Raw genomic sequence first — 19,570 nt, 5'->3', positions numbered from 1 at the left:
AAATTTTTTTCACAACTTTAAATCGGGTGGGAATAGGACTATTTGCATGACTTTTTTATTGTTGGGGGAAATTAAGCGGGTTGAAAATACAGGGCTCAAGGGGAGTGGGGATGGGACTTTTTGTAAGAGTTTATTATGGGGGAACAAAAGGCTATAGTATTTGAGTTTATTGCAGCAGAATGGTTCCAAATGATAAAAAGAAAAACCCGTTACATTTGAAAGTTTAATTTATATATCTTACGAAGGTTACGTAACCTATTGCCAAACGGTAACTATGGTGGTAATATATTCAAGGGGTGACAAAATCGTGAATAACTTAAAAGAAATAAGAGATTTATTTGGTTATAGCCAAGAGGAAGTAGCTAGGGCTCTAGAAGTATCAAGAGTTGCGGTATCAAAATGGGAAAATAACGAGTCCAAAATTAGCCAATCAAACCTTGAAAGACTGTCTCTTTTGTTTAATATAAGTCCAGATTACATTATTGGAAAACCCCTTGATCTCCAAGCTATTGAAAGAATAACGAGAACTGGACAGAACATTCGAGAACAGGATAAAAAGGAAGATGACCCAAAACATTTTGAGATTATAAGGGAATTAACCAAGATAGACGTAAAGAATCTAATCAGGGATTATTTTTTGACTACCAAGTTGTTATTGGTTAAGGCCGAAGAAATAGAAAATCACCAATTGGATGATTTAGTGAAGGTAAATAAAAAACTTGGTAATAGGTTACAAAAAATCCAAGAGTTACGTAAGAAGGGTAATAGTGATGAGGATGATGCTCTCTTTCTTAATCATCTTATAAATAAATACGACATTACTAATTCTGAGAAAAAATAAAGTTTGTTGTCTAACAATCTGCTGTCGAATATATTTTAAGTAGTGGAGTTTTTTAGTTTATTTTTATCCCAGCAGACTCCTACCCGCTGGGGTTAAATAAATTTCTTGGGAGGTGATTTGGTGGTGAGTCGTATAAAATACCCGCAAAAAGAGTGAAAGAGCCCTTTAGTAGACTCTTTCATTAATCGCCTGGTGTTCGGTTTTATGAGGTAATTTCCGTTTCACCAATAGGACAGCAATATCTGCCAGGAATAGAGTACTATAATGGCTCCTACCCCATTATAGCAAGTCCCGGGAATATTTATGCCCTAAAATAATAAGTCACTATATAGAAAGGGGTAATTTCCTTGGAGAAAATTAACGGGGTACATCTTTACATTAACATTAAGAATATTGTTTTCATATTAAAAGATGAAGCAAAAAAAGATGACGACCTAAAAAGAACTATCCACCGGTTGCATACTTACTTCTATGGTTTTACTAAGTTAGTCAATAAATTGGGATGTAAAGTTGAAAAATATACCAGGCGGACGGGCTCATGTCCTAATTCCAGCAAATGAAGAAATAGACCTGGCAGAACAGATGAGAATGGCCCTCAGAATAATGGTTACTTGTTTTATTTATAACAATGACATCTTTAACTTAATCACTAAATACACCCAATACGGGTATCCTGACTTTAATGTACATGCAGGAATGGACTATGGCGAATATATTGAATACGAAATAGATGATACGGTAAATGAATCAGAATTTACCTCCATTGGTGCCGTAGCCAATAATGCTGCAAAGATCCAGTCATTTTCTCCATGTAACTATGTTTACATCTTGGACAGGTATTATAATGAACTACCCCCAGACCTAAGAGAAAGTTTTTCTGAATTAACGAATGATGAGGTGGAAGAACTTAAACCCAAATTAAAAAGCTCCAAAGTTTATAAGGCAAAATATAATCATATCTTAACTGAAAAGGAATTTGAAGAAATCTCCAAAGACTTGGAAGATATAAAAACAGCGGTTAACGAAGAAGCAAATAAACTTGATATTTCGGAAATGTCTTTTGAGGAAGTTAATACTAAACTGGATTTTAGCCGGCTTTCAAGGAAGGTTAATAAGAAGACAACAGCAGGTGTGCTTTGTGCTGACATTCGGGGATTCACGAAACTATTTAATAAAAGTGATAGTAACCTAGAAGACTTATCCTACATTATGCAGCAAATATATGACACTATGGGTGAAACCGTTAATGAACAGTTCGGGACTAAAGTGCAGTATCAAGGTGATAGAGTTGTTGCCGTTTTTAACGACTTCAAAGGTTCAGAAGACTATAGGCTTAGATTGCTAAAAACAGGTATGAAGCTAAATGAAGCAATTCAAGGACTAAACGATAATCCCGATATCAGCGAGAAACTTAGTAACCACAAGTTACGCATAGGCATAGGCTGTTCAATCGGCCAGATTATCGCTACTAGATTAGGAATGAGGAGTTATAAAGATAACATCATCTTAAGTGAAGCTGCTGATAGTGCTGATATTTGTGAAGAACGATATGCTGAAAATAATAAAATTGTGATAGGCAAACAGTTTTATGATGAAATAAAGTCAGAAGATGGCAATAAGAATCTGGAGTATCAAATTCTAAGAGATAACTTTACAGCTATCAGTACAACGGGATACTACGAGTGTTCGCTAACCTTCTCAGAATTCCTGAAAAAAGTTGAAGAAAAGCAGCTTGAGAAGGCCAGTAAGATAGCAAAAAATTCACTTTCCTTAGGCGTATTAACAAATTCAGCTGGTGAATCTGCTCGTGTGGGGGTAAGGCCGTGGAGACCGTAAAAGACTATAAATTATACAAAGAAAGGGTCTTACAAGATTTTGACCGAGTTAAAAGGTTCTTTCCTTTCTTAGAAATTACAATTTTACCCACGACTTTACCATCAGAAATCACCCTTAATGGATATATCCTACAACCTGAAATGAATAGTATCGCAAATACAGCTGTTCTTGAAAAGTATGGATTTAAAATAAACGGAGTTTATCCTTATGAATTTCCAGATATGTCAGTTAAAGTATATGATGCAGATGGCAAAATATGTTGGGATGAACTCCCCCCAGAGCGACAACACGGTATTCCTGGCCGAAGTATATGTACTCATCATCCGGCTGGCGAAATAAACGCTATCCCTGAGCAGGACCGCACTATTGCGGTACTGCTCAGCGCTTGGCAGCTATATTACCAAGCTAAGTCATATATTGAGGAAGGACAAAAATGGGTATTGAAAGATTTACCACATGGAGAAGAAGCCAATAGGATACTTAAAAAAGAAGGTTGGATAAAATGAGCTCTGATTCCCCAGGAAATGCTTTAAGTGAGCAAGTAACCGAAAAATTAGATAAGGTATTTACCAATATAAACTACTGGCTGGTTTTTGCCGAAGCAAAAAACGCATCATTGCTAGCCTTAAATGGAGCAGGGATATATGGGTTAGTTGGACTCCTCAAAAATTCAGATTATAACGGAGGACATTATCTAACACTTTACTTGTGGATGGTTGTTGTTTTCCTTAGTGTTGGCTTAGTAATACCTTTACTATCTTTTTCACCAGTAGTTAATATCTTTAACAGTAAAAAGAAATTACTTTCTCAGAACAAAGAAAATCTTAACCTGTTATTCTTCGGGGACTTAGTAAAATATGACTGCTCGAAAGAGTATGTTGTTGATTTTTATAAACATTACTTTGATGTCAAAATTCTTGAGAATGAAGTGAGTAAGATTCATCTGGATTATGCTGACGAAATACTCATTAACTCGAGAATAGCAGTTAAGAAATATGCTTTATTTAAATATGCTTTATTAATGGATTTATCAGCCTTTCTATCCCCAGTGATAGTGGGGTTAGGATGTCTTTGCTATAAGGTAATTAAAAAGATAAACCATTCCTGAATAAAGATAAAAACACTGTGAAGTTTCTATACAGGAAAGACAAGTTATATCAAATAAAACCAAGAACGTAACGAGTTTTGTGTAAATGGAAGTACCATTTATGCAAAACTCGTCTTTTATTAAGGAACTGGCAAAAGATTGCCGAACAGTTGAGGATGTTCAAGAAAAACTTAGGGTTTGTTTAAGGGCACACTGCAGAAGTATTTGAGGCTGAGATGGATGAACATCTAGGCTACGAAAAGCATGATGTTACAGGAAAGAACAGTGGGAATAACCGTAATGGCTACAGTAAAAAGAGGATAAAGACTAGGTTCAGTAAGACCGAACTAAGTATTCCTCGGGATCGTAACGGGGAATTTTCAACCGTTTATTATGGGTATTTTAGCATTGGTTTTTACAGTAGTGCCTCGCCTGGGTGAGGGGAATGAAAACTTTAGGTTCTTTGGCTTTGAGCTTGGCCACCTGAGAAACTTTTTTATTCAACTAATCTGTCATAAATTCGTTTAGCAGTGTGTTGCTGCTTTTTGATATTTTCTGTTTCGTCTGAGGCAAGACAGGATTTGATGAATTTCAGTACATCATCGGTCATAACATTCTGATGCGGCCACTGGTATTATCTCTTTCCCAGGGCACATGTGATTCGTCAAAATATCATTTAACTGTGTTTCTGGATACACCAAGAATGGTTGCTATTTTTCGATGAGAAAGGCCTTCGTGCTCGTGTAGATAACGGTAAATATCATCTCGATTGCCACTCCTTTTTTACCCCTGCATTAACAGATATAACTTTTTGATAATACAGGTTTTGGTTGAAAGAGTTTCTATAATTTTTTTGGAGGTGCTTTCATTACTAAGACATATTTATATTCTGAATTTAATCAAATAAATACTATGATTATAAAATATAGAAAGTATTATTTTAAATTTATATAAAATTAATAACCAATTATAGGTTAACTATGTATAATGTGTATATAGTTAAATAAATTTTTTCATTTATAAGAGCTTCTATTTAAGAGGAGAAAAAGCAATGAAAGATAAGATATCTCTAAGTAAATTATTGGTAATTTGTGGTTTTATCATTACTTGGATTCCAAACGTGATTTTAGGAAATTTTTATCCTTTGGATAAGTATGTTAATTTGCTTATAGTGGCAATAGGGATTTTAGTTATTTTGGTTTCTGAAATAATTGATAGAAAAATGTCTAAAAAATTGGCAGTCATTCGGTTTTTTTATTTTACAATTTTTTATTTTCTTTACTTAATTAATATTTCGCACCTTACCTATACTTCGACCTTGATTTTGTTATGTATTATGATTATTGGTAATTGGTTAATAGAAAAAGCGTTGAAAACAAAGGAAATAGATAAAAAGTTGTAGTGGTTTAAAAAGGAGCTTATTAGTTATTTTAAACTGCCTCTTTTCCATTTTTCAGGGGCAATTTTTTATCCTCGAATTGAATAGTTAATTCTCCGAAGACTTCTTAAGGAATATCCACCAGTAAGAAGGCAACATTTTCTGATAACATCCGTCCCAATAGAAAGGAGGAATGATGATGAAAATCATATTTTCTTTACTAACACTGTTTTTAATTATAAAGGGATTTTCAAGTGAGACAGCAGAGAATACAACTAAAACAAATTATAAAAGCACAGAGATTAATAATGAAATTAGTAAAATAAATGATAATGTCATAAACCTCCACAAGCAATTATTAAAATAAATAATCAAACTATACAAATTTCTAGTAGCACTTATCAGTGGGAAATACAAGATTTGTCATATAAATGGTGTGTCAATACCGATGGTCCTGGACCATTTGATATAGCTGAAAAAATGGAGGCTATCACTGTTCCTAAAGCATCCAAGGCCATAATTAATTATAGTGATAATTCACAGCCTGAGATACATGTTTTTTGTGGGAAGAAAAGGAACGTGAAGAACTTTTACTAAATAATAATCAACTGATATTACCAACAGGAACAGGAAGATATGTTATTGAGATTATTGCTAAATGGTCAAATGGAACGGCATTTTATACTTTTTTAATAGAGAAATAGTTCAAAATCAATTATGTGGCATCCCTTACCAGAAGACCCTTATTCACTTTAACTAACCTAGTAATTCCTCCGTCATAGCTTTTCTTAGCAATAAAGAATGCAGGAGCAGGTCTTATTGTAGATAAACCAAACTTTAAAAAGATTTTACTTCTAGCCACAGTAAGTAGTATTGCAATGTTATTGATAAACTATTTTGGGATTGGGGAAAACCTCTCCATTACAGATTTTTAAGGCTGCCGTAATCTTTTTTGTAGGAAACACAGGACTAATGTTTATTTTTCATCACATCTTCTGCAAAAAGAACGAGGTTAAGGATCTATATTCATAGTTTTGAGGGCTTTGAAGGGATATTGGGTCAATTAAAGTCGAAACAAAAAATTTGTTCTCCATTTTATTTTTCTCGGTTTACTAGTTTTTCTAAGTCGGAAGGGGAACTGTGCATGCTAGTTCTGTCAACCCGCAAAATAAAGGATTGTTCCAGATCTACATTTTTAGTTTTGATAAATCCGAATGTTGCCTTTGATAAATTCATATTATTATTTCTTAACTTTTCAATTATTTCATATGATTTTTGAGCGAAATCAGTATGATTTAAAAAGATATCGCTTTCAAAAGTAATACTAACACTTTTTCCGCAAGTCTTTAAATCTAGGACATTATCAGAGTTAAGAAATTCTTTATCTATTCCAACGGCTAAATGGTCGATACTTTTATCAAGTTCACTACCTATAAGTCTTCTAACTTCTTCTGTTACAGCTTTTTTGTTTTTAAATTCCTGATAATAGTCGTGGTAAATATTATTGTCTTCACCCATCAAAAATGTTACATCATCAGATTTTGAGACTGCCTTCGCATAATGCCCCCCATAAATGAAATCCCATTTAACAAACCCTACTGAAAAATCTATACCAGGATACTTTTCCGTTAAATAGTTTTCAAATTCGTTGTGAAGTTTAATCTCTCTATAAACTAGAAAGATGACAAGTAAAGACGCAATAAGTAAAAGTAGTTTCTTTAAAGGAGATATTTTCGTAGGTCATTCCCCCCAAAAAGTTTAGTTACCAAAATGTTCAAAAGGAACCCATTCCGTTATTAATAACTTTACGTTTTGCCCCTATTATGTACTAATTTAGAGATCTATTATCTGTATATTTGACAACAGGTTCAACTCTCTAAACCTCACGATTATCAAAAGTTATTTCTAGAACATAACCCTCATCGGTATCTTTTGGGGTCAGGTGAGAATCTTGCTGGTTTTAGCACACCAGTTAGCTCAATGTCTTGAGGGTTAATAGTAGGGGAGAGGGAGAACCAGTAGAAGGCAAACACTGACAAAAAATACCACAAAGAAAGATTAATTTCCTTTTCAAAAAATATCACCCCAAGCCTTATATGAAACCTATTTCTTTCCAGAAAGCTAAAACTCCTTGCCTATTTTTTAAAAATATAAGATAAAGAAGATTAATATGTATAAATATTGAATGGTATCTAAACTAGAGAAGGAATTAGAGTGATTATAGGGAATGGAAGGCGTTATAAATAAATGTTTAAGAGGTGATTTTGGGGAATATATTTGTTGGCTCATTGTTAATAATCTGGGGATTGAGTAACGTAAGAAAGTGGAGTACGGAAAAAATTTGCAGGGTTAATTCTCTATTAAGATTTATATACGGGTTAATTGTACCCTTACAAATCCTATTAGCAGTGTACAATTTTAAATTTATCTATGAAAATTTTTATGTTTTTGGTATCAATATTATTGTTTCTATACTTGTTGTTATGTTACTAGTCAATAAGAAAAGAGAGTTATTGAAAGAACTTAATAATCAAGAAGATTAGAGATGAAAAAAGAAGTTTATTTGAGGTAGGGCTGTTTTTGGTATTTCTGTTTTATCTATTGTGGAGGACAGTGCGTATGGACACTTTGCAGTATATTTTAAAGTTCTTATTTATTTTCATGATAATGATTTTGGTTATTAAGGTTTGTATGTTGGTAGCAAATTATATTGGTGAACTTATTGTCGGAACAATTGTAAAAATATTACAAAAAATAAGAAAATGTAAGTGGCTTTAAGTTTTTTGAAAAACTTTAGTCCAGTTTTTATAAGCTATTGTCAGAAAACTTTTTTGCACGACGTTAAATCGGGTGGGAATAGGACTATTTGTACGACTTTTTTATTGTTGGGGAAATTAGGAGGGTTGAAAATACAGGGCTAAGGGGGAGTAGGGGACTTTTTGAACAACTATTTTTTCGGTCAACATCTGTGTACACGGTAGATTCTTATAAATTGTGAAAGTTACTCTATAAAATCACTTGACAAAAAACTAATTTTGCATATAATTTTACTCAAGGGGAACGCCATAGTTTTAGTAAACTAAACATTTCTGTGTTAGGAAGGTTTCTAAGGTAGCTGGTTATTTGTTAAACCTGTAGTACCAAATTAAAGATTTGTATTAGTAAGACAAAGTCTAATAGTGATTCCCTGTAAGTCTGGAAAATTGCATACGTTTAAGTCTAGTGGAGTTTGGTAAAACTTAGTAAATTAAATTGGTAAGTAAAATGAGAAAGGTAATTTAACATTTGGAGTTTAATCAAGGTAGGCTGTTAGTTTACTTACAGGCGTTCCCCGATTAAATAGAAACCCAGGTAATCCTGGGTTTCTTTATGTCTTTTATCTAACCAATCCATCCGTTTTTAAAGAACGGGTGGATTTTCCATTTACATAAACCCCCAACAAAGTATCACCTAATAAACAGGGGAACTACTAGTAATATTGCAGTAGTTCCCCTAGGACGAAATTGTTTAACTTAATCCGGGGTGTGTCAACCCAATTATTGGCACATGAAGTCAAGACCGGCAGGGACTAATATAACTTGCTATACTAGAAAATCATCTACAACTATCTTCACAAATACCGAGTATTAAGACATTCATTACATAACATTTATTTCATCTCTTCATTCTAAATTCCAAATGAATTATATAATTTATCACAATAGCCACATTTATGACATTGATTTTTACATTTACTTCTAATCTCATCATATTCCGCAGGAATTGCATTGTTAGGAATTCTATCTAATTTAATTTTACCATTTAGATCTAAAATGCTATTAATAAATTCGGATTCTTTTCTTTCTCCATAGGATTTAATCATTTTAAGGATTTTATCATGTGAATGTTGTCTACCAGATATTTTATAAATATCAATATAATCGTCATATATATTTAAAGATTCAGGCCTAATAAATTGGATTTCTTTGAGTAGATTACGTTTTTTATTATAACCTTTACAAAAAAATCTTGGTAAGTCTGATTGACATAAAGCTAAATGATGTTGAAATGAAAAAGGACAATTATAAAAACAACCATGATTAACGATTACCTTAAATTTAGTATATTTAAATTCTTTTCTTATTTTTTTTAGACTCTCTAGGTCATAAAGAAAATTATAATATAGACAGATACTATTAACAGAAGGATACGCTTCTAAAAAATGTCTTATTTTCTCAATTGAATTAAGTTCTGAGATAACAGATATTTCTATTTCTATATTAAAATTTTCAAATGCTTTTAGAGAATAATCTAAAAAGTAAAAATCGCTAATAATAACTTTCTTGATCTTATCTTTAATCTCTGCAATTTTATTAATAATTTCATCATATTTATCCCGCGGTATTGCTGGGTTATTAACAACTAATACTACATCAATAGGTTTCATGCTATATTTTGATACTTCATTATCAAATATTTTAGAATAATGTGGTATATATTTAGAATTAGGTGTTCTTGCAGAGCCAATAATTTCAAATGGAAGGGGCATATAAATTTCTTTTATATATTGTAAATATTCATCAGTTAGACTCTCATATAACAATTCACTTTGCATAGCATATGGTATTGAAAGCTTTTTCAAAATTTCATCTCCTTATTTTATAATAAAAAGAATTCCCCTAAGGAATTATAATAGAAATTCAGGGGATTGACATATATTTTTTAGTGTAAATAAATGCCAGTGACTACCTCGGTTTTTTGTACCAAGGGAATGTTAGTCACGAAACTTGATTAAGCCTGCGGATTATTTCCAATTGACTGTTTGCAACGGTATTTTGAGAGATATTCAACAGAAAATTAATATGATTTCTTGACAAGCAAATCTGTGGCAGGTATTGTAATAATAAGTGTGAATGTTAGGATAGAGGCTTTATATAGCTAAAGACAATTGACTAGTTGCCATCGCCTATTGACCTGCGATGACAGGAATGGGGTTTGCGTAATAAATCTGTCCATCCCGGCTAATCGGCCGGGATTTATTATTAGGATGTAAATATATATTGTGTATTAAGCGGCAACCCACAGTGACGGTCATTAAGGTGCTGCTGTGGGTCTAAACAAATATTTAAAAGGGATTGAAGAATGAACACTAAAATATCAAAAATTATAAGATGTAGTATTGCCGAAGAATTGGAGATCGAAGTCGGAGATAGCTTACTCAGTATAAATGGAACTGAGATTAAAGATATAATAGACTATAAATTTTTAATGGCAGATGATTACATAGAGGTTGAAATAGAAAAGAAAGATGGAGAGATTTGGACTCTTGAAGTTGAAAAAGATTATGAAGAGGATTTAGGCATTGAGTTTGAAAATGGAATAATAGATCAAGCTCGACGCTGTCATAATAATTGCCTTTTTTGTTTTATTGACCAGTTGCCGCCAGGAATGCGAAAAACGCTGTATTTTAAAGATGATGATTCAAGATTATCTTTTCTTCAAGGTAATTTTGTGACCTTGACAAATATGACGGATGACGATTTCGAAAGAATTATTCGATACAGAATCAGTCCGATCAATGTTTCGGTACATACAACCAATGCTGAGCTTAGAAAAAAGATGCTTAAAAACAGGTTTGCCGGAAATATTTATGAAAGACTTGAGACATTAGCGGCTGCAGGTATCAGCATGAATTGTCAAATAGTATTGTGTCCTGGCTATAATAATGGAGAAGAATTAATAAAAACAGTAACTGATCTCTATAAACTATATCCATCGATTGAAAATATTGCGGCAGTACCGGTTGGGGTTACTAAGTTTAGGAAAAACCTAAAGGATATCACCTTATATGATGCTCATAGCGCTAAAGCAGAACTTGACAATGTAAGTCAGTTTCAGAAACAGGCATTGAGGCAAATTGGAACACCCTTTATTAGATTAGCGGATGAATTCTATGTGCTTTCAGGGACTGAAATTCCGGATACCGAATTTTACGGGGGTTTTGAGCAAATTGAAGATGGTATAGGAATGATCAGGTTTTTTAGAGATAGTATTACTAAAAATCTCAAAAGGCTTAACGGGAAAGGAAAAGGGTCATTCAGTTTGATTACAGGTGTTTCCGCCTACAAAGAAATAGTATGGGCTGCGCAGGCTATTGAGAAAAAGAATAACAGCATCAAAATAAATGTTCATCAAGTTATCAATGATTTTTTTGGTCCGACAATTACCGTAGCCGGTCTGTTGACCGGACAGGATGTTATGAAGCAGATACAGCCGGGGAGTGTTTGCGATTATATAATAATGCCAAAAAATATGTTTAAGAGTGACGAAAATATAATGCTGGATGATGTTACTGTTGTTGATTTGGAAAAATATTTTAACAAGGAAATTTTAATCTGTGATTTTACGGGGGAAGACTTGATTCAGATCATTAACGAACATATGTAAGTATGTTTTTTGCAGCCATAACTATGACTGATTTATTCAAAGATAAATTATGAATTGAAGGCGGCAATACAAGAATAGGGTCTTCCATTTCAAAAATAGGTTATAGATAAAAACTATACATTAATATAAAATTTATGTGTTACCCTATACGACCTTTCCTGTGCTATACTGACAAAAAATTATGTACAGCAAGGAGAGTCATATATGGGTTATTTTTTTACAAACTCTGCTAAGAGCACAACAGCTCCAGCTCCTTTACGATATGACATCGTCGGGAGCTTTTTGCGACCGCAGGCACTTAAAGAGGCAAGATTGAATAGGAGTACATCTTTGCTGGGCTGTTTTAAAAACAAACAGCTTCTGCGATAGATAATAGTAAATAATCTAATAAGCAATTGCCGCAAGATGGGGAAGTCCGTGAGAACCGGACACAGTCGCGCTACGGTATCGGAAGGTCGTAATGGCAATTCCGGAGTCCGATTACCATGGTAATTGCTAATTTTTTGTCGCGTCAACAAAAAAGGAGGAATAATTTTGAACACAGGGGCAAGCACTTATGTGGTGGGTTTCCCGAGAATTGGGGAACAAAGGGAACTCAAAAAAATTCTTGAAGGGTACTGGGAGCAGAAAAACAGCTTAGAGGAAGTTGTCGGTGTTGCGCGGGATTTGCGCCAAAAACACTGGCTGCTGCAAAAAGAGGCAGGCATTTCTTTTATCAGCAGCAACGATTTTAGTTTATACGATGGTATGCTGGATACGGCAGTCATGTTAAACGCGATCCCGGCAAGATTTAAAGATATTAAAGACGAATACGAACGTTATTTTTCTATGGCGCGCGGCAATAAAAATGCTGTCGCAATGGAGATGACCAAATGGTTTAACACTAATTATCACTATATTGTGCCGGAACTTTCCAGTGACATGGAGTTTGCATTAAACGCATCTAAAATAATTAATGAGTATGTAGAAGCCAAGGAATGTGGGATTAAAACAAAGATTAATGTGATTGGTCCGATAACATTTTTAGCGCTGTCAAAACGGGTGGACGGTAATCAGAATACTTTGGAGTTATTGCCCAAGATTTTGCCTTGCTATGTTTCGCTGTTAGAAAAGCTGGCAGAGCTTGACGATGAGCTTTATATCCAATTTGATGAACCGATTACCGTAAAGGATGTTGACCAGCGAACAATCGAATTACTGTGCTCTAGTTATAAAGAATTGGCGGTAGTAAATGATAAGCTTAAGCTAATCGTAATGACCTATTTTGACCATGCAACAGAAGCGGTGGCGTCATTGGCTGATGTGCCCATCTACGGTATTGGCCTTGATTTTGTTTATGGCAAGGAAAACTTAACTACATTGGATTCTTTACATGGAAAAAAACTGTTTGCAGGTGTTGTCGATGGACGGAATGTTTGGAAAAACGACTATCGCGAGACCTTGGAATTGCTCAAAGCCATCGAGATGAAGGTTAGGAAAGAAGACATCATTATTTCTACCAGTTGTTCACTGCTGCATGTTCCATATTCTTTGGAGCAGGAAGAGCAACTTGCTCAAGATATAAAATCGTGGTTGAGCTTTTCGCTGGAAAAGCTGCAGGAACTGTCGGAGTTGGCCGCACTGTTTTCAGGTGATAACGCTAAAAATATAGCAGCGATTTTAGAAAGTAATCAAAGGATTTTCGCTGAAAAACAACATTTGCCGAAAATAGTGGACAGCAAAGTCCGTGAACGTATCGGCAAGGTGGAGCCTGTAGAAAGAAACGAGGTTTTTGCTGACAGGGTCGCGGCACAAAATAAAGTTTTAGGTTTAGGCGCTTTTCCGGCTACGACGATAGGCAGCTTTCCCCAAACAGCCGAAATCAGAAAGCTAAGACGGGATTTTAAAAATAAGCTTATTTCTTCTTCACAGTATGAGGAAGGTATTCATAGCTATATTGATTCATGCATTAGGTTTCAGGAAGATATTGGGCTGGATGTACTGGTGCATGGTGAGCCGGAAAGAAACGACATGGTTGAATATTTTGGTGAGCAGCTGGCTGGCTTTGTATTTACGCAAAACGGCTGGGTGCAAAGCTACGGCAGCCGATGTGTCAAGCCTCCGGTTATCTACGGCGATGTCAGCAGGCCGAACCCGATGACGGTTGATACGATAGCCTATGCCCAAAGCAGGACCAGCAAAGTAGTCAAGGGGATGCTGACCGGACCGGTCACAATTCTTAACTGGTCGTTTGTCCGCAATGATATAAGCCGTGCCGATGTGTGTGAACAAATAGCACTGGCCATCAGGGACGAGATTGCTGATCTGCAAAACGCTGGCATCAAGATTATCCAGGTGGATGAGGCCGCCTTTAAGGAAGGCTATCCGTTACGCAAACAAAAGATTGTTGCTTACGAGGAGTGGGCTGTTAGAGGCTTTAAGTTAGCAGTCAGTTCGGCGTCAATAAAAACACAAATCCATACGCATATGTGCTACAGCGATTTCAATGATATTATTCATACCATTGAAAAAATGGATGCCGATGTTATCACGATAGAAACATCCAGAAGCGGCAATAAGCTACTGCAGGTTTTCGCCAGCAATGGCTATGCAAATGAAATAGGTCCCGGCGTGTATGATATTCATTCGCCAAGAGTTCCGTCTGTCGAGGAATTGGAGGAAAAGATCCATCAATTAATGATGGTTTTGCCGCCGGAAAAATTATGGATTAACCCCGACTGCGGTTTAAAAACTCGTAAATGGGATGAGGTAAAACCAAGTTTGACCAACATGGTTAAAGCTACGCAGAAGATAAGACGAAAAATACAGTAAAAATAATTGTTGCAGAGGCAGGGCTTTATTGCCTTGCCTCTGGCTTAATTTACTTTGCTGCTAGACATTTTGAGGGTGAAGATATGATAAGAGCGTATTTGAAGGACAATATTTTGATAACAGATGGGGCCATGGGTACTTACTATGCTGAAATTACGGGCAAGTACGATATTCTTCCCGAAATGGCTAACCTGGACGAGGCCGAGACCATTGAAAGAATTCATCATGAGTATATTGAAGCCGGGGCAAAACTGATAAAAACAAATACTTTTTCAGCCAATAGCATTGGGATGGACGTTTCAAGAGCGGAGATTGAAAAGGTTATTAGCGCCGGCATAGAGATAGCCAATCGGGTGGCATTAGGGAAAAATGTCTTTGTAGCAGCAAGTATTGGCCCGATACCTGATATGGTCGGTAAAACTGACATGGACCCAGAGGTTATTTTAGATGAATATAAGTTTGTGGTGGATGTATTTTTGAAGAAAAACGCCAAAATATTCATTTTTGAAACTTTTAGCGACACCAGATATCTTCAGGAAATAACCCAATACATCAAAGAAAAAGACAATTCCGTATTTATTGTAACGCAATTTGCAACAACCCCTGAAGGATTTACCAGAAAAGCCCTAAGTATTGATAGCATAATAACCCTGGCGAGAAGCTGTAATAGCATTGATGCCTATGGTTTTAATTGCGGTGTGGGACCAACCCATATCTTTAATAACTTGAAAGACAAGCTATTTGCAGAGGATATTGTAGCAGTGGCTCCGAATGCAGGATATCCTGAAATTGTCCGAGGCAGAACGGTCTATATTAATAATCCGGAGTATTTTGCCGAAAGAATGAGAGAAATTAGTGGGCTGGGGGCAAAAATTTTAGGCGGATGTTGTGGAACAACCCCGGCCCATATTAAAAAAATGGCGGAACTGATTCATTCAGGGAAAGTAGATTCTTTTTCCCGGCCAGCAGTTTCACCTAAGCCAAATGTGCTTGCTGGCAGAAAAAACCGAAATGATTTTGCCGAGAAATTAAAAAGAGATCAATTTGTCATCGCGGTGGAACTTGATCCGCCGTTTAACGCTGATCCGCAGACGATTATTAATAATGCCCGGATTTGCAAGGAAAGTGGAGTGGATATAGTTACCATAGCAGATTCTCCTATGGGCCGGGCAAGGGTTGACTCCATGATGCTTGCCGCGAAAATCAAAAGAGAAGCTGGCATTGATGTGATACCTCATATTTGCTGTCGTGACAAAAATAGTAATGCACTGAAATCTGCGTTGCTGGCCGGGTATATTGAGGATATCAGAAACGTGTTGGCAGTTACCGGCGACCCTATTGCCGAATCGGATAAAGGCGAAATTAAAGGCGTGTTTAACCTTAATTCACTTAAATTAATGGAACTTATGTCATCTATGAACAAAGATGTTTTTTCTGAGGAGCCGATTACTATAGGCGGGGCATTGAACCTAAATGCTATGAGGCCTGCAGGTGAAATACAAAGGATGTTAAAAAAGGCTGAGAGGGGCGCTACTTTTTTTCTTACACAGCCAATATTCGATAATAATGTCATAGATTTTTTATCACAGATCAATCCAAAGGATAATGTTAAAATACTGGGTGGCATTATGCCGTTGGTAAGCTATCGCAACGCTCAGTTTTTAAATAACGAGGTCGCAGGAATCAGAATACCAGAAAGCATTATCAACAAGTTCGATCCTACTATGGAAAAAGAAGACGCAGAAAGATTAGGAATAGAAATAGCTTTGGAAATTGCTGAAAAGATGAAAAATGTGGTAAATGGCTTTTATTTTATTACGCCGTTTAACCGTGTTAGAATGATTACCAAAATAATCAATAGACTGGGTATGTAAGTTCAATCACTTGCTTAATAGTGTGTTAGTTCCCTTGGATAGATGAACTAAGGGAACCTTTTCTACGGGGATACACCTTTACGTTAGAAAGAATGAGGATTTTGCGCATGTTTTTATGTAATTAGGGAAAGTGGCCCCATTTGTATTAATTTGTGAATAAGTTACGTCCTTGAAAATTGTTATACTTGAAGTCTCCAATTATCATTCCAGAATAAATTTTCCAACGTACTGAATATTATGATGGATTTGAGCCATCGGGCAATTTAATATTCCTTTAAAGATAAAACCCAGCTCTGAGAATTTACAGGGCTGGGTTTAGTATTTAAGCTATTTTACCTACAAGAATAGTTAAGTCTACGGTGACTTCACTTAAAGTCATTTCTAGTGCCTTTTGGAAACGTTCTTTAGTAGCTCCCCATGATAGGGGTGTCATTTGGATAAGGGATTCGATCCGTGTGTGATCTAGGTTTACAATGTAGCGTAACCGGTCAATTTCCACAAGGTTAAACTTATTCCTAAAAAGCTCTATGGTTTTGTCATTGGTATAGATCTTTTTATCTGTGTGTTCATAAAAAACATCTCTTATTTCCTGGAGATAGCCACTTTCGGGAATCACCTTGATGACCATTCCTCCAGGGGAAATCATTCGCTTAAATTCGGCATAATTTGCTGGAGTTAAAATATTTAAAATGAAGTTAAATTGGTTATCGGCTAAAGGAGCTTTTGCAAGATCCCCAACACACCAAATCGTATTCGGATATTCCTTTGAAGCTATACAGATACCTTCTTTGGAAATATCTAAACCTACCCCCAAAAGATCCTTCTCTATATTTTGGGATACTATTGCTTGTATCATTGATAGATTTGAACCCTCACCGCATCCAACATCTAGTATTTTAATCTGTTTATTTTGGCATTCAGAATTACTCATAATAATTCTACTTATCTTTTTAATCATAGGTAGAAAAAAGTCAGTTCTACAAATAGTTCTTCGGGATTCAAACATTTGACTATTGTATTTTGTTTGTGTGGCACGGGATAACATATTTATATAGCCCTGCTTTGATATGTCAAAGCAATGCTGGTTGGTACAGATTAAACTTTTTAGGTTAATCAACTTCATCTGCCCATAACATAATGGACACCTAAAAAGACATTCATTCTCTGCAAATATACCTGTATTTAGTTTGTTTTTAGACATAAAAAAGCACCCCATTCATCCGTTGTACGTGAATGAAAAAAGGCACAGTCAAATAAACCCAAGCCCATAAGTTGGGCCGAGCCTAAGTGGTCTGTACCTTACATTACCGTAAACGAATAAATTGGATGATCACAGCTAAAAACATCTCCTAAGTTAAGTAATAGATTTAGAACTTAAGCATCATAACACACTATCCCCTATTCAAACAATAGTTATTATGTCTTCACCGTAATTTACGATATATCGTAGGATTTAGAATCGGGTTCCTCAGTCCAAGTTTGTAATGAACAGTATCCATGTTATGCAGTATTAAGGGTACTAAAGGCAGTTTCAGGTGGCTCTCGCACATCGAAACGTTGGCTCTATCTCGGCATATTATTCACGCACCTGCAACCATTGGTTCATCTGGAAGGTTTATATGTTCAAACATATCTTCCATGGTATCCTGATAATTCCTACTTCCACAGTTGATGTAGGTATCACTAGGTCATTTCCTTGCGCAGAGAGCTATAACGCAGAACCTCTTTCTCTGCCAGAACACAGATAATCTGCGACTTCCATTTCCCACCGAAAAATTCCAAGCCATATTCCAGTGGGCAACGAATATCTTTTTCTAACTTGGGTTTATACATTCTATACAACCTCCTTTATGGTAATTATAAAAAGCATACTGTACAGCGCAAGCAACTATGAAATTTATGAGTTACTCATGAATCCGCTAATATATTTCTCTTTCGAAGTTCTTTGACTATAATCAAAGTAAGGGGTCAATGGAATTTCTTTTTAAAGACTTGGCGCAAGCCAAGTTTTTCTAAGAAGTCACTAAGTATAGTTAAACAAGTCAACGAGAAGTTTCGGATGTACTATAAGTAATGTTTATATAAATAAATGCTTTTATAAGGAGTGATTTATTTTGGGTCATGTTGTGCAATTTTTTCCTATTGGGTTGTTTGCCAGCGTGATGGGGCTATGCGGATTGTCTATTGCTTATCAGCGGTTTGAGCAGGTCTTTGGGCTGCATTTAGGAATTGGCTTGGTGCTGCTGGTGATAGCCTATATAGTGTTCGCGGTGGTCGGAGCTGTCTATTTAACCAAACTGGCTAAACACACTACGGAAGTAGTGAATGAGTTTAATCACCCAGTCAAAGCCAGTTTCTTCCCGGCTATATCTATCAGCCTGCTATTATTGAGTATCGGCACGCTGGAGGTATCCCATGAAGTGGCTAGGTATTTATGGATAGCCGGCGCGGGCCTGCACTTTGTCTTTACGATTATCATTATGTCCCGCTGGATTAACCGCAGCTATGAGATTGCTCACTCCAACCCAGCCTGGTTTATTCCCGTGGTCGGTAACATCCTGGTGCCGATCGCCGGCGTAGAGTTTGCCCATATAGAATTGATGTGGTTCTTTTTTAGCGTGGGTCTGTTTTTCTGGCTGGTATTGTTTACTGTAATATTTTACCGTATCATCTTCCATAATCCACTTCCACCCAAGCTAATGCCTACGCTGTTTATTTTGGTTGCCCCTCCGGCAATGGGATTTGCCTCTTATACAAAAATGACAGGGGAAATGGACGGTTTTGCCCGCGTTCTCTTATATGTGGCGATCTTCTTTGTTTTTTTGCTATTCTCAATGGCGCGTAATTTCATAGGATTGAACTTCTTTGTATCCTGGTGGGCTTACACTTTCCCCATGTGCGCTGCGACCATTGCCACTACTCTGGCCTTTAAGTTTACCGGACTAGCCCTGCTCGGGTGGCTGGCAGCTATTTTTATAGCCGTAACCACTCTAATTATCGCTATCGTAGCGGTTCAAACGATAAACGCTTTTCGTCGAAAAGCTGTCTGTGTTCCAGATTAATCGAGAGCTTAACGTCCTACATCTGCACAACTTCCTGTACCGTAACTATAAAAGGCATTAGACCCACCTTAGCATTAAATGAAGGTGGGTTTTTCTTTAAGAGTTATAAGCTCTACGGTGAGTTTTGAGGACAAACATTCCTTATTAAAGCTACTTATCCTGAAAGAGGGTACCTTGGAGCATAAATATTTACAAAAAAAGTAAAGCAAGAGCAATAGTTGTTCATTATTTAAAAAATACGTGTGTTAAAGTTAT

Annotated in this window: 15 protein-coding genes and 2 pseudogenes; 12 read left to right on the top strand and 5 right to left on the bottom strand. The window is 35.9% G+C overall.

Annotation, left to right across the window (positions count from 1 at the left end; translation table 11 throughout):
• Positions 1-307 precede the first annotated feature (307 nt).
• The 5 genes and pseudogenes from BUA78_RS04825 to BUA78_RS20585 form a co-directional block, all read left to right on the top strand.
• Positions 308-841, top strand: coding sequence for a helix-turn-helix domain-containing protein (locus BUA78_RS04825; protein WP_072911414.1), 534 nt, complete (start codon positions 308-310; stop codon positions 839-841).
• Positions 842-1,351: 510 nt separating this feature from the next.
• A complete protein-coding gene (locus tag BUA78_RS04820; protein ID WP_072911411.1) occupies positions 1,352-2,677 on the top strand; it encodes an adenylate/guanylate cyclase domain-containing protein in 1,326 nt (441 codons plus the stop codon).
• Entirely contained in the window at positions 2,665-3,183 is a 519-nt protein-coding gene (locus BUA78_RS04815) for a hypothetical protein (protein ID WP_072911409.1), read from the top strand. Before BUA78_RS04820 ends, BUA78_RS04815 begins: the two co-directional genes overlap by 13 nt.
• A complete protein-coding gene (locus BUA78_RS04810) occupies positions 3,180-3,785 on the top strand; it encodes a Pycsar system effector family protein (RefSeq protein WP_072911407.1) in 606 nt (201 codons plus the stop codon). The genes BUA78_RS04815 and BUA78_RS04810 overlap by 4 nt, the downstream gene beginning before the upstream one ends.
• 100 nt (positions 3,786-3,885) lie before the next feature.
• Positions 3,886-4,144 (top strand): annotated as a pseudogene (locus BUA78_RS20585) (transposase); the annotation flags it as partial.
• A 292-nt stretch (positions 4,145-4,436) separates the two neighbouring features.
• Here BUA78_RS20585 and BUA78_RS21020 read toward each other — a convergent pair.
• Entirely contained in the window at positions 4,437-4,523 is an 87-nt protein-coding gene (locus tag BUA78_RS21020; protein WP_072911606.1) for a helix-turn-helix domain-containing protein, read from the bottom strand.
• Positions 4,524-4,815: 292 nt separating this feature from the next.
• On the opposite strand from BUA78_RS21020, the gene BUA78_RS04795 reads away from it, so the two are divergent.
• The 3 genes from BUA78_RS04795 to BUA78_RS20130 all read left to right on the top strand — a co-directional run bounded on the left by BUA78_RS04795 (position 4,816) and on the right by BUA78_RS20130 (position 5,846).
• Positions 4,816-5,166, top strand: coding sequence for a hypothetical protein (locus BUA78_RS04795; protein ID WP_072911402.1), 351 nt, complete (start codon positions 4,816-4,818; stop codon positions 5,164-5,166).
• A gap of 175 nt (positions 5,167-5,341) precedes the next feature.
• A complete protein-coding gene (locus tag BUA78_RS20465) occupies positions 5,342-5,509 on the top strand; it encodes a hypothetical protein (protein ID WP_207650482.1) in 168 nt (55 codons plus the stop codon).
• A 193-nt stretch (positions 5,510-5,702) separates the two neighbouring features.
• Complete coding sequence (locus BUA78_RS20130; protein WP_175548969.1) at positions 5,703-5,846, top strand: hypothetical protein; 144 nt, start codon at positions 5,703-5,705, stop codon at positions 5,844-5,846.
• A gap of 391 nt (positions 5,847-6,237) precedes the next feature.
• On the opposite strand, the gene BUA78_RS04790 is transcribed toward BUA78_RS20130, so the two are convergent.
• Together BUA78_RS04790 and BUA78_RS04780 are read right to left on the bottom strand one after the other, a co-directional pair.
• On the bottom strand, positions 6,238-6,663 hold the full coding sequence (locus tag BUA78_RS04790) for a hypothetical protein (RefSeq protein WP_072911400.1): 426 nt from the start codon (positions 6,661-6,663) through the stop codon (positions 6,238-6,240).
• A gap of 2,146 nt (positions 6,664-8,809) precedes the next feature.
• The gene (locus tag BUA78_RS04780; RefSeq protein WP_072911395.1) at positions 8,810-9,763 is read right to left on the bottom strand and encodes a hypothetical protein; all 954 of its coding nucleotides are present in this window, start codon (positions 9,761-9,763) and stop codon (positions 8,810-8,812) included.
• A 500-nt stretch (positions 9,764-10,263) separates the two neighbouring features.
• On the opposite strand from BUA78_RS04780, the gene BUA78_RS04775 reads away from it, so the two are divergent.
• The 3 genes from BUA78_RS04775 (at position 10,264) to BUA78_RS04765 (ending at position 16,253) form a co-directional block, all read left to right on the top strand.
• Complete coding sequence (locus BUA78_RS04775; protein WP_072911392.1) at positions 10,264-11,568, top strand: DUF512 domain-containing protein; 1,305 nt, start codon at positions 10,264-10,266, stop codon at positions 11,566-11,568.
• A gap of 534 nt (positions 11,569-12,102) precedes the next feature.
• On the top strand, positions 12,103-14,379 hold the full coding sequence (gene metE / locus BUA78_RS04770; protein WP_072911389.1) for a 5-methyltetrahydropteroyltriglutamate--homocysteine S-methyltransferase: 2,277 nt from the start codon (positions 12,103-12,105) through the stop codon (positions 14,377-14,379).
• An 83-nt stretch (positions 14,380-14,462) separates the two neighbouring features.
• On the top strand, positions 14,463-16,253 hold the full coding sequence (locus BUA78_RS04765) for a bifunctional homocysteine S-methyltransferase/methylenetetrahydrofolate reductase (RefSeq protein WP_072911387.1): 1,791 nt from the start codon (positions 14,463-14,465) through the stop codon (positions 16,251-16,253).
• 322 nt (positions 16,254-16,575) lie between these two features.
• Here the strand turns inward: BUA78_RS04765 and BUA78_RS04760 are convergent, their stop codons facing one another.
• Together BUA78_RS04760 and BUA78_RS04755 are read right to left on the bottom strand one after the other, a co-directional pair.
• Positions 16,576-17,454, bottom strand: coding sequence for a putative RNA methyltransferase (locus tag BUA78_RS04760; RefSeq protein WP_072911384.1), 879 nt, complete (start codon positions 17,452-17,454; stop codon positions 16,576-16,578).
• A gap of 485 nt (positions 17,455-17,939) precedes the next feature.
• Positions 17,940-18,086 (bottom strand): annotated as a pseudogene (locus tag BUA78_RS04755) (winged helix-turn-helix transcriptional regulator); the annotation flags it as partial.
• Between the two features lie 281 nt (positions 18,087-18,367).
• Here BUA78_RS04755 and BUA78_RS04750 point away from each other — a divergent pair.
• Positions 18,368-19,315, top strand: coding sequence for an SLAC1 anion channel family protein (locus BUA78_RS04750; protein WP_238456724.1), 948 nt, complete (start codon positions 18,368-18,370; stop codon positions 19,313-19,315).
• Positions 19,316-19,570 lie beyond the last annotated feature (255 nt).

The sequence above is a fragment of the Desulforamulus aeronauticus DSM 10349 genome, assembly GCF_900142375.1.
GTDB classification, from domain to species: Bacteria; Bacillota; Desulfotomaculia; order Desulfotomaculales; family Desulfotomaculaceae; genus Desulfotomaculum; species Desulfotomaculum aeronauticum.
This window is presented reverse-complemented; position numbering and strand designations above follow the sequence as displayed.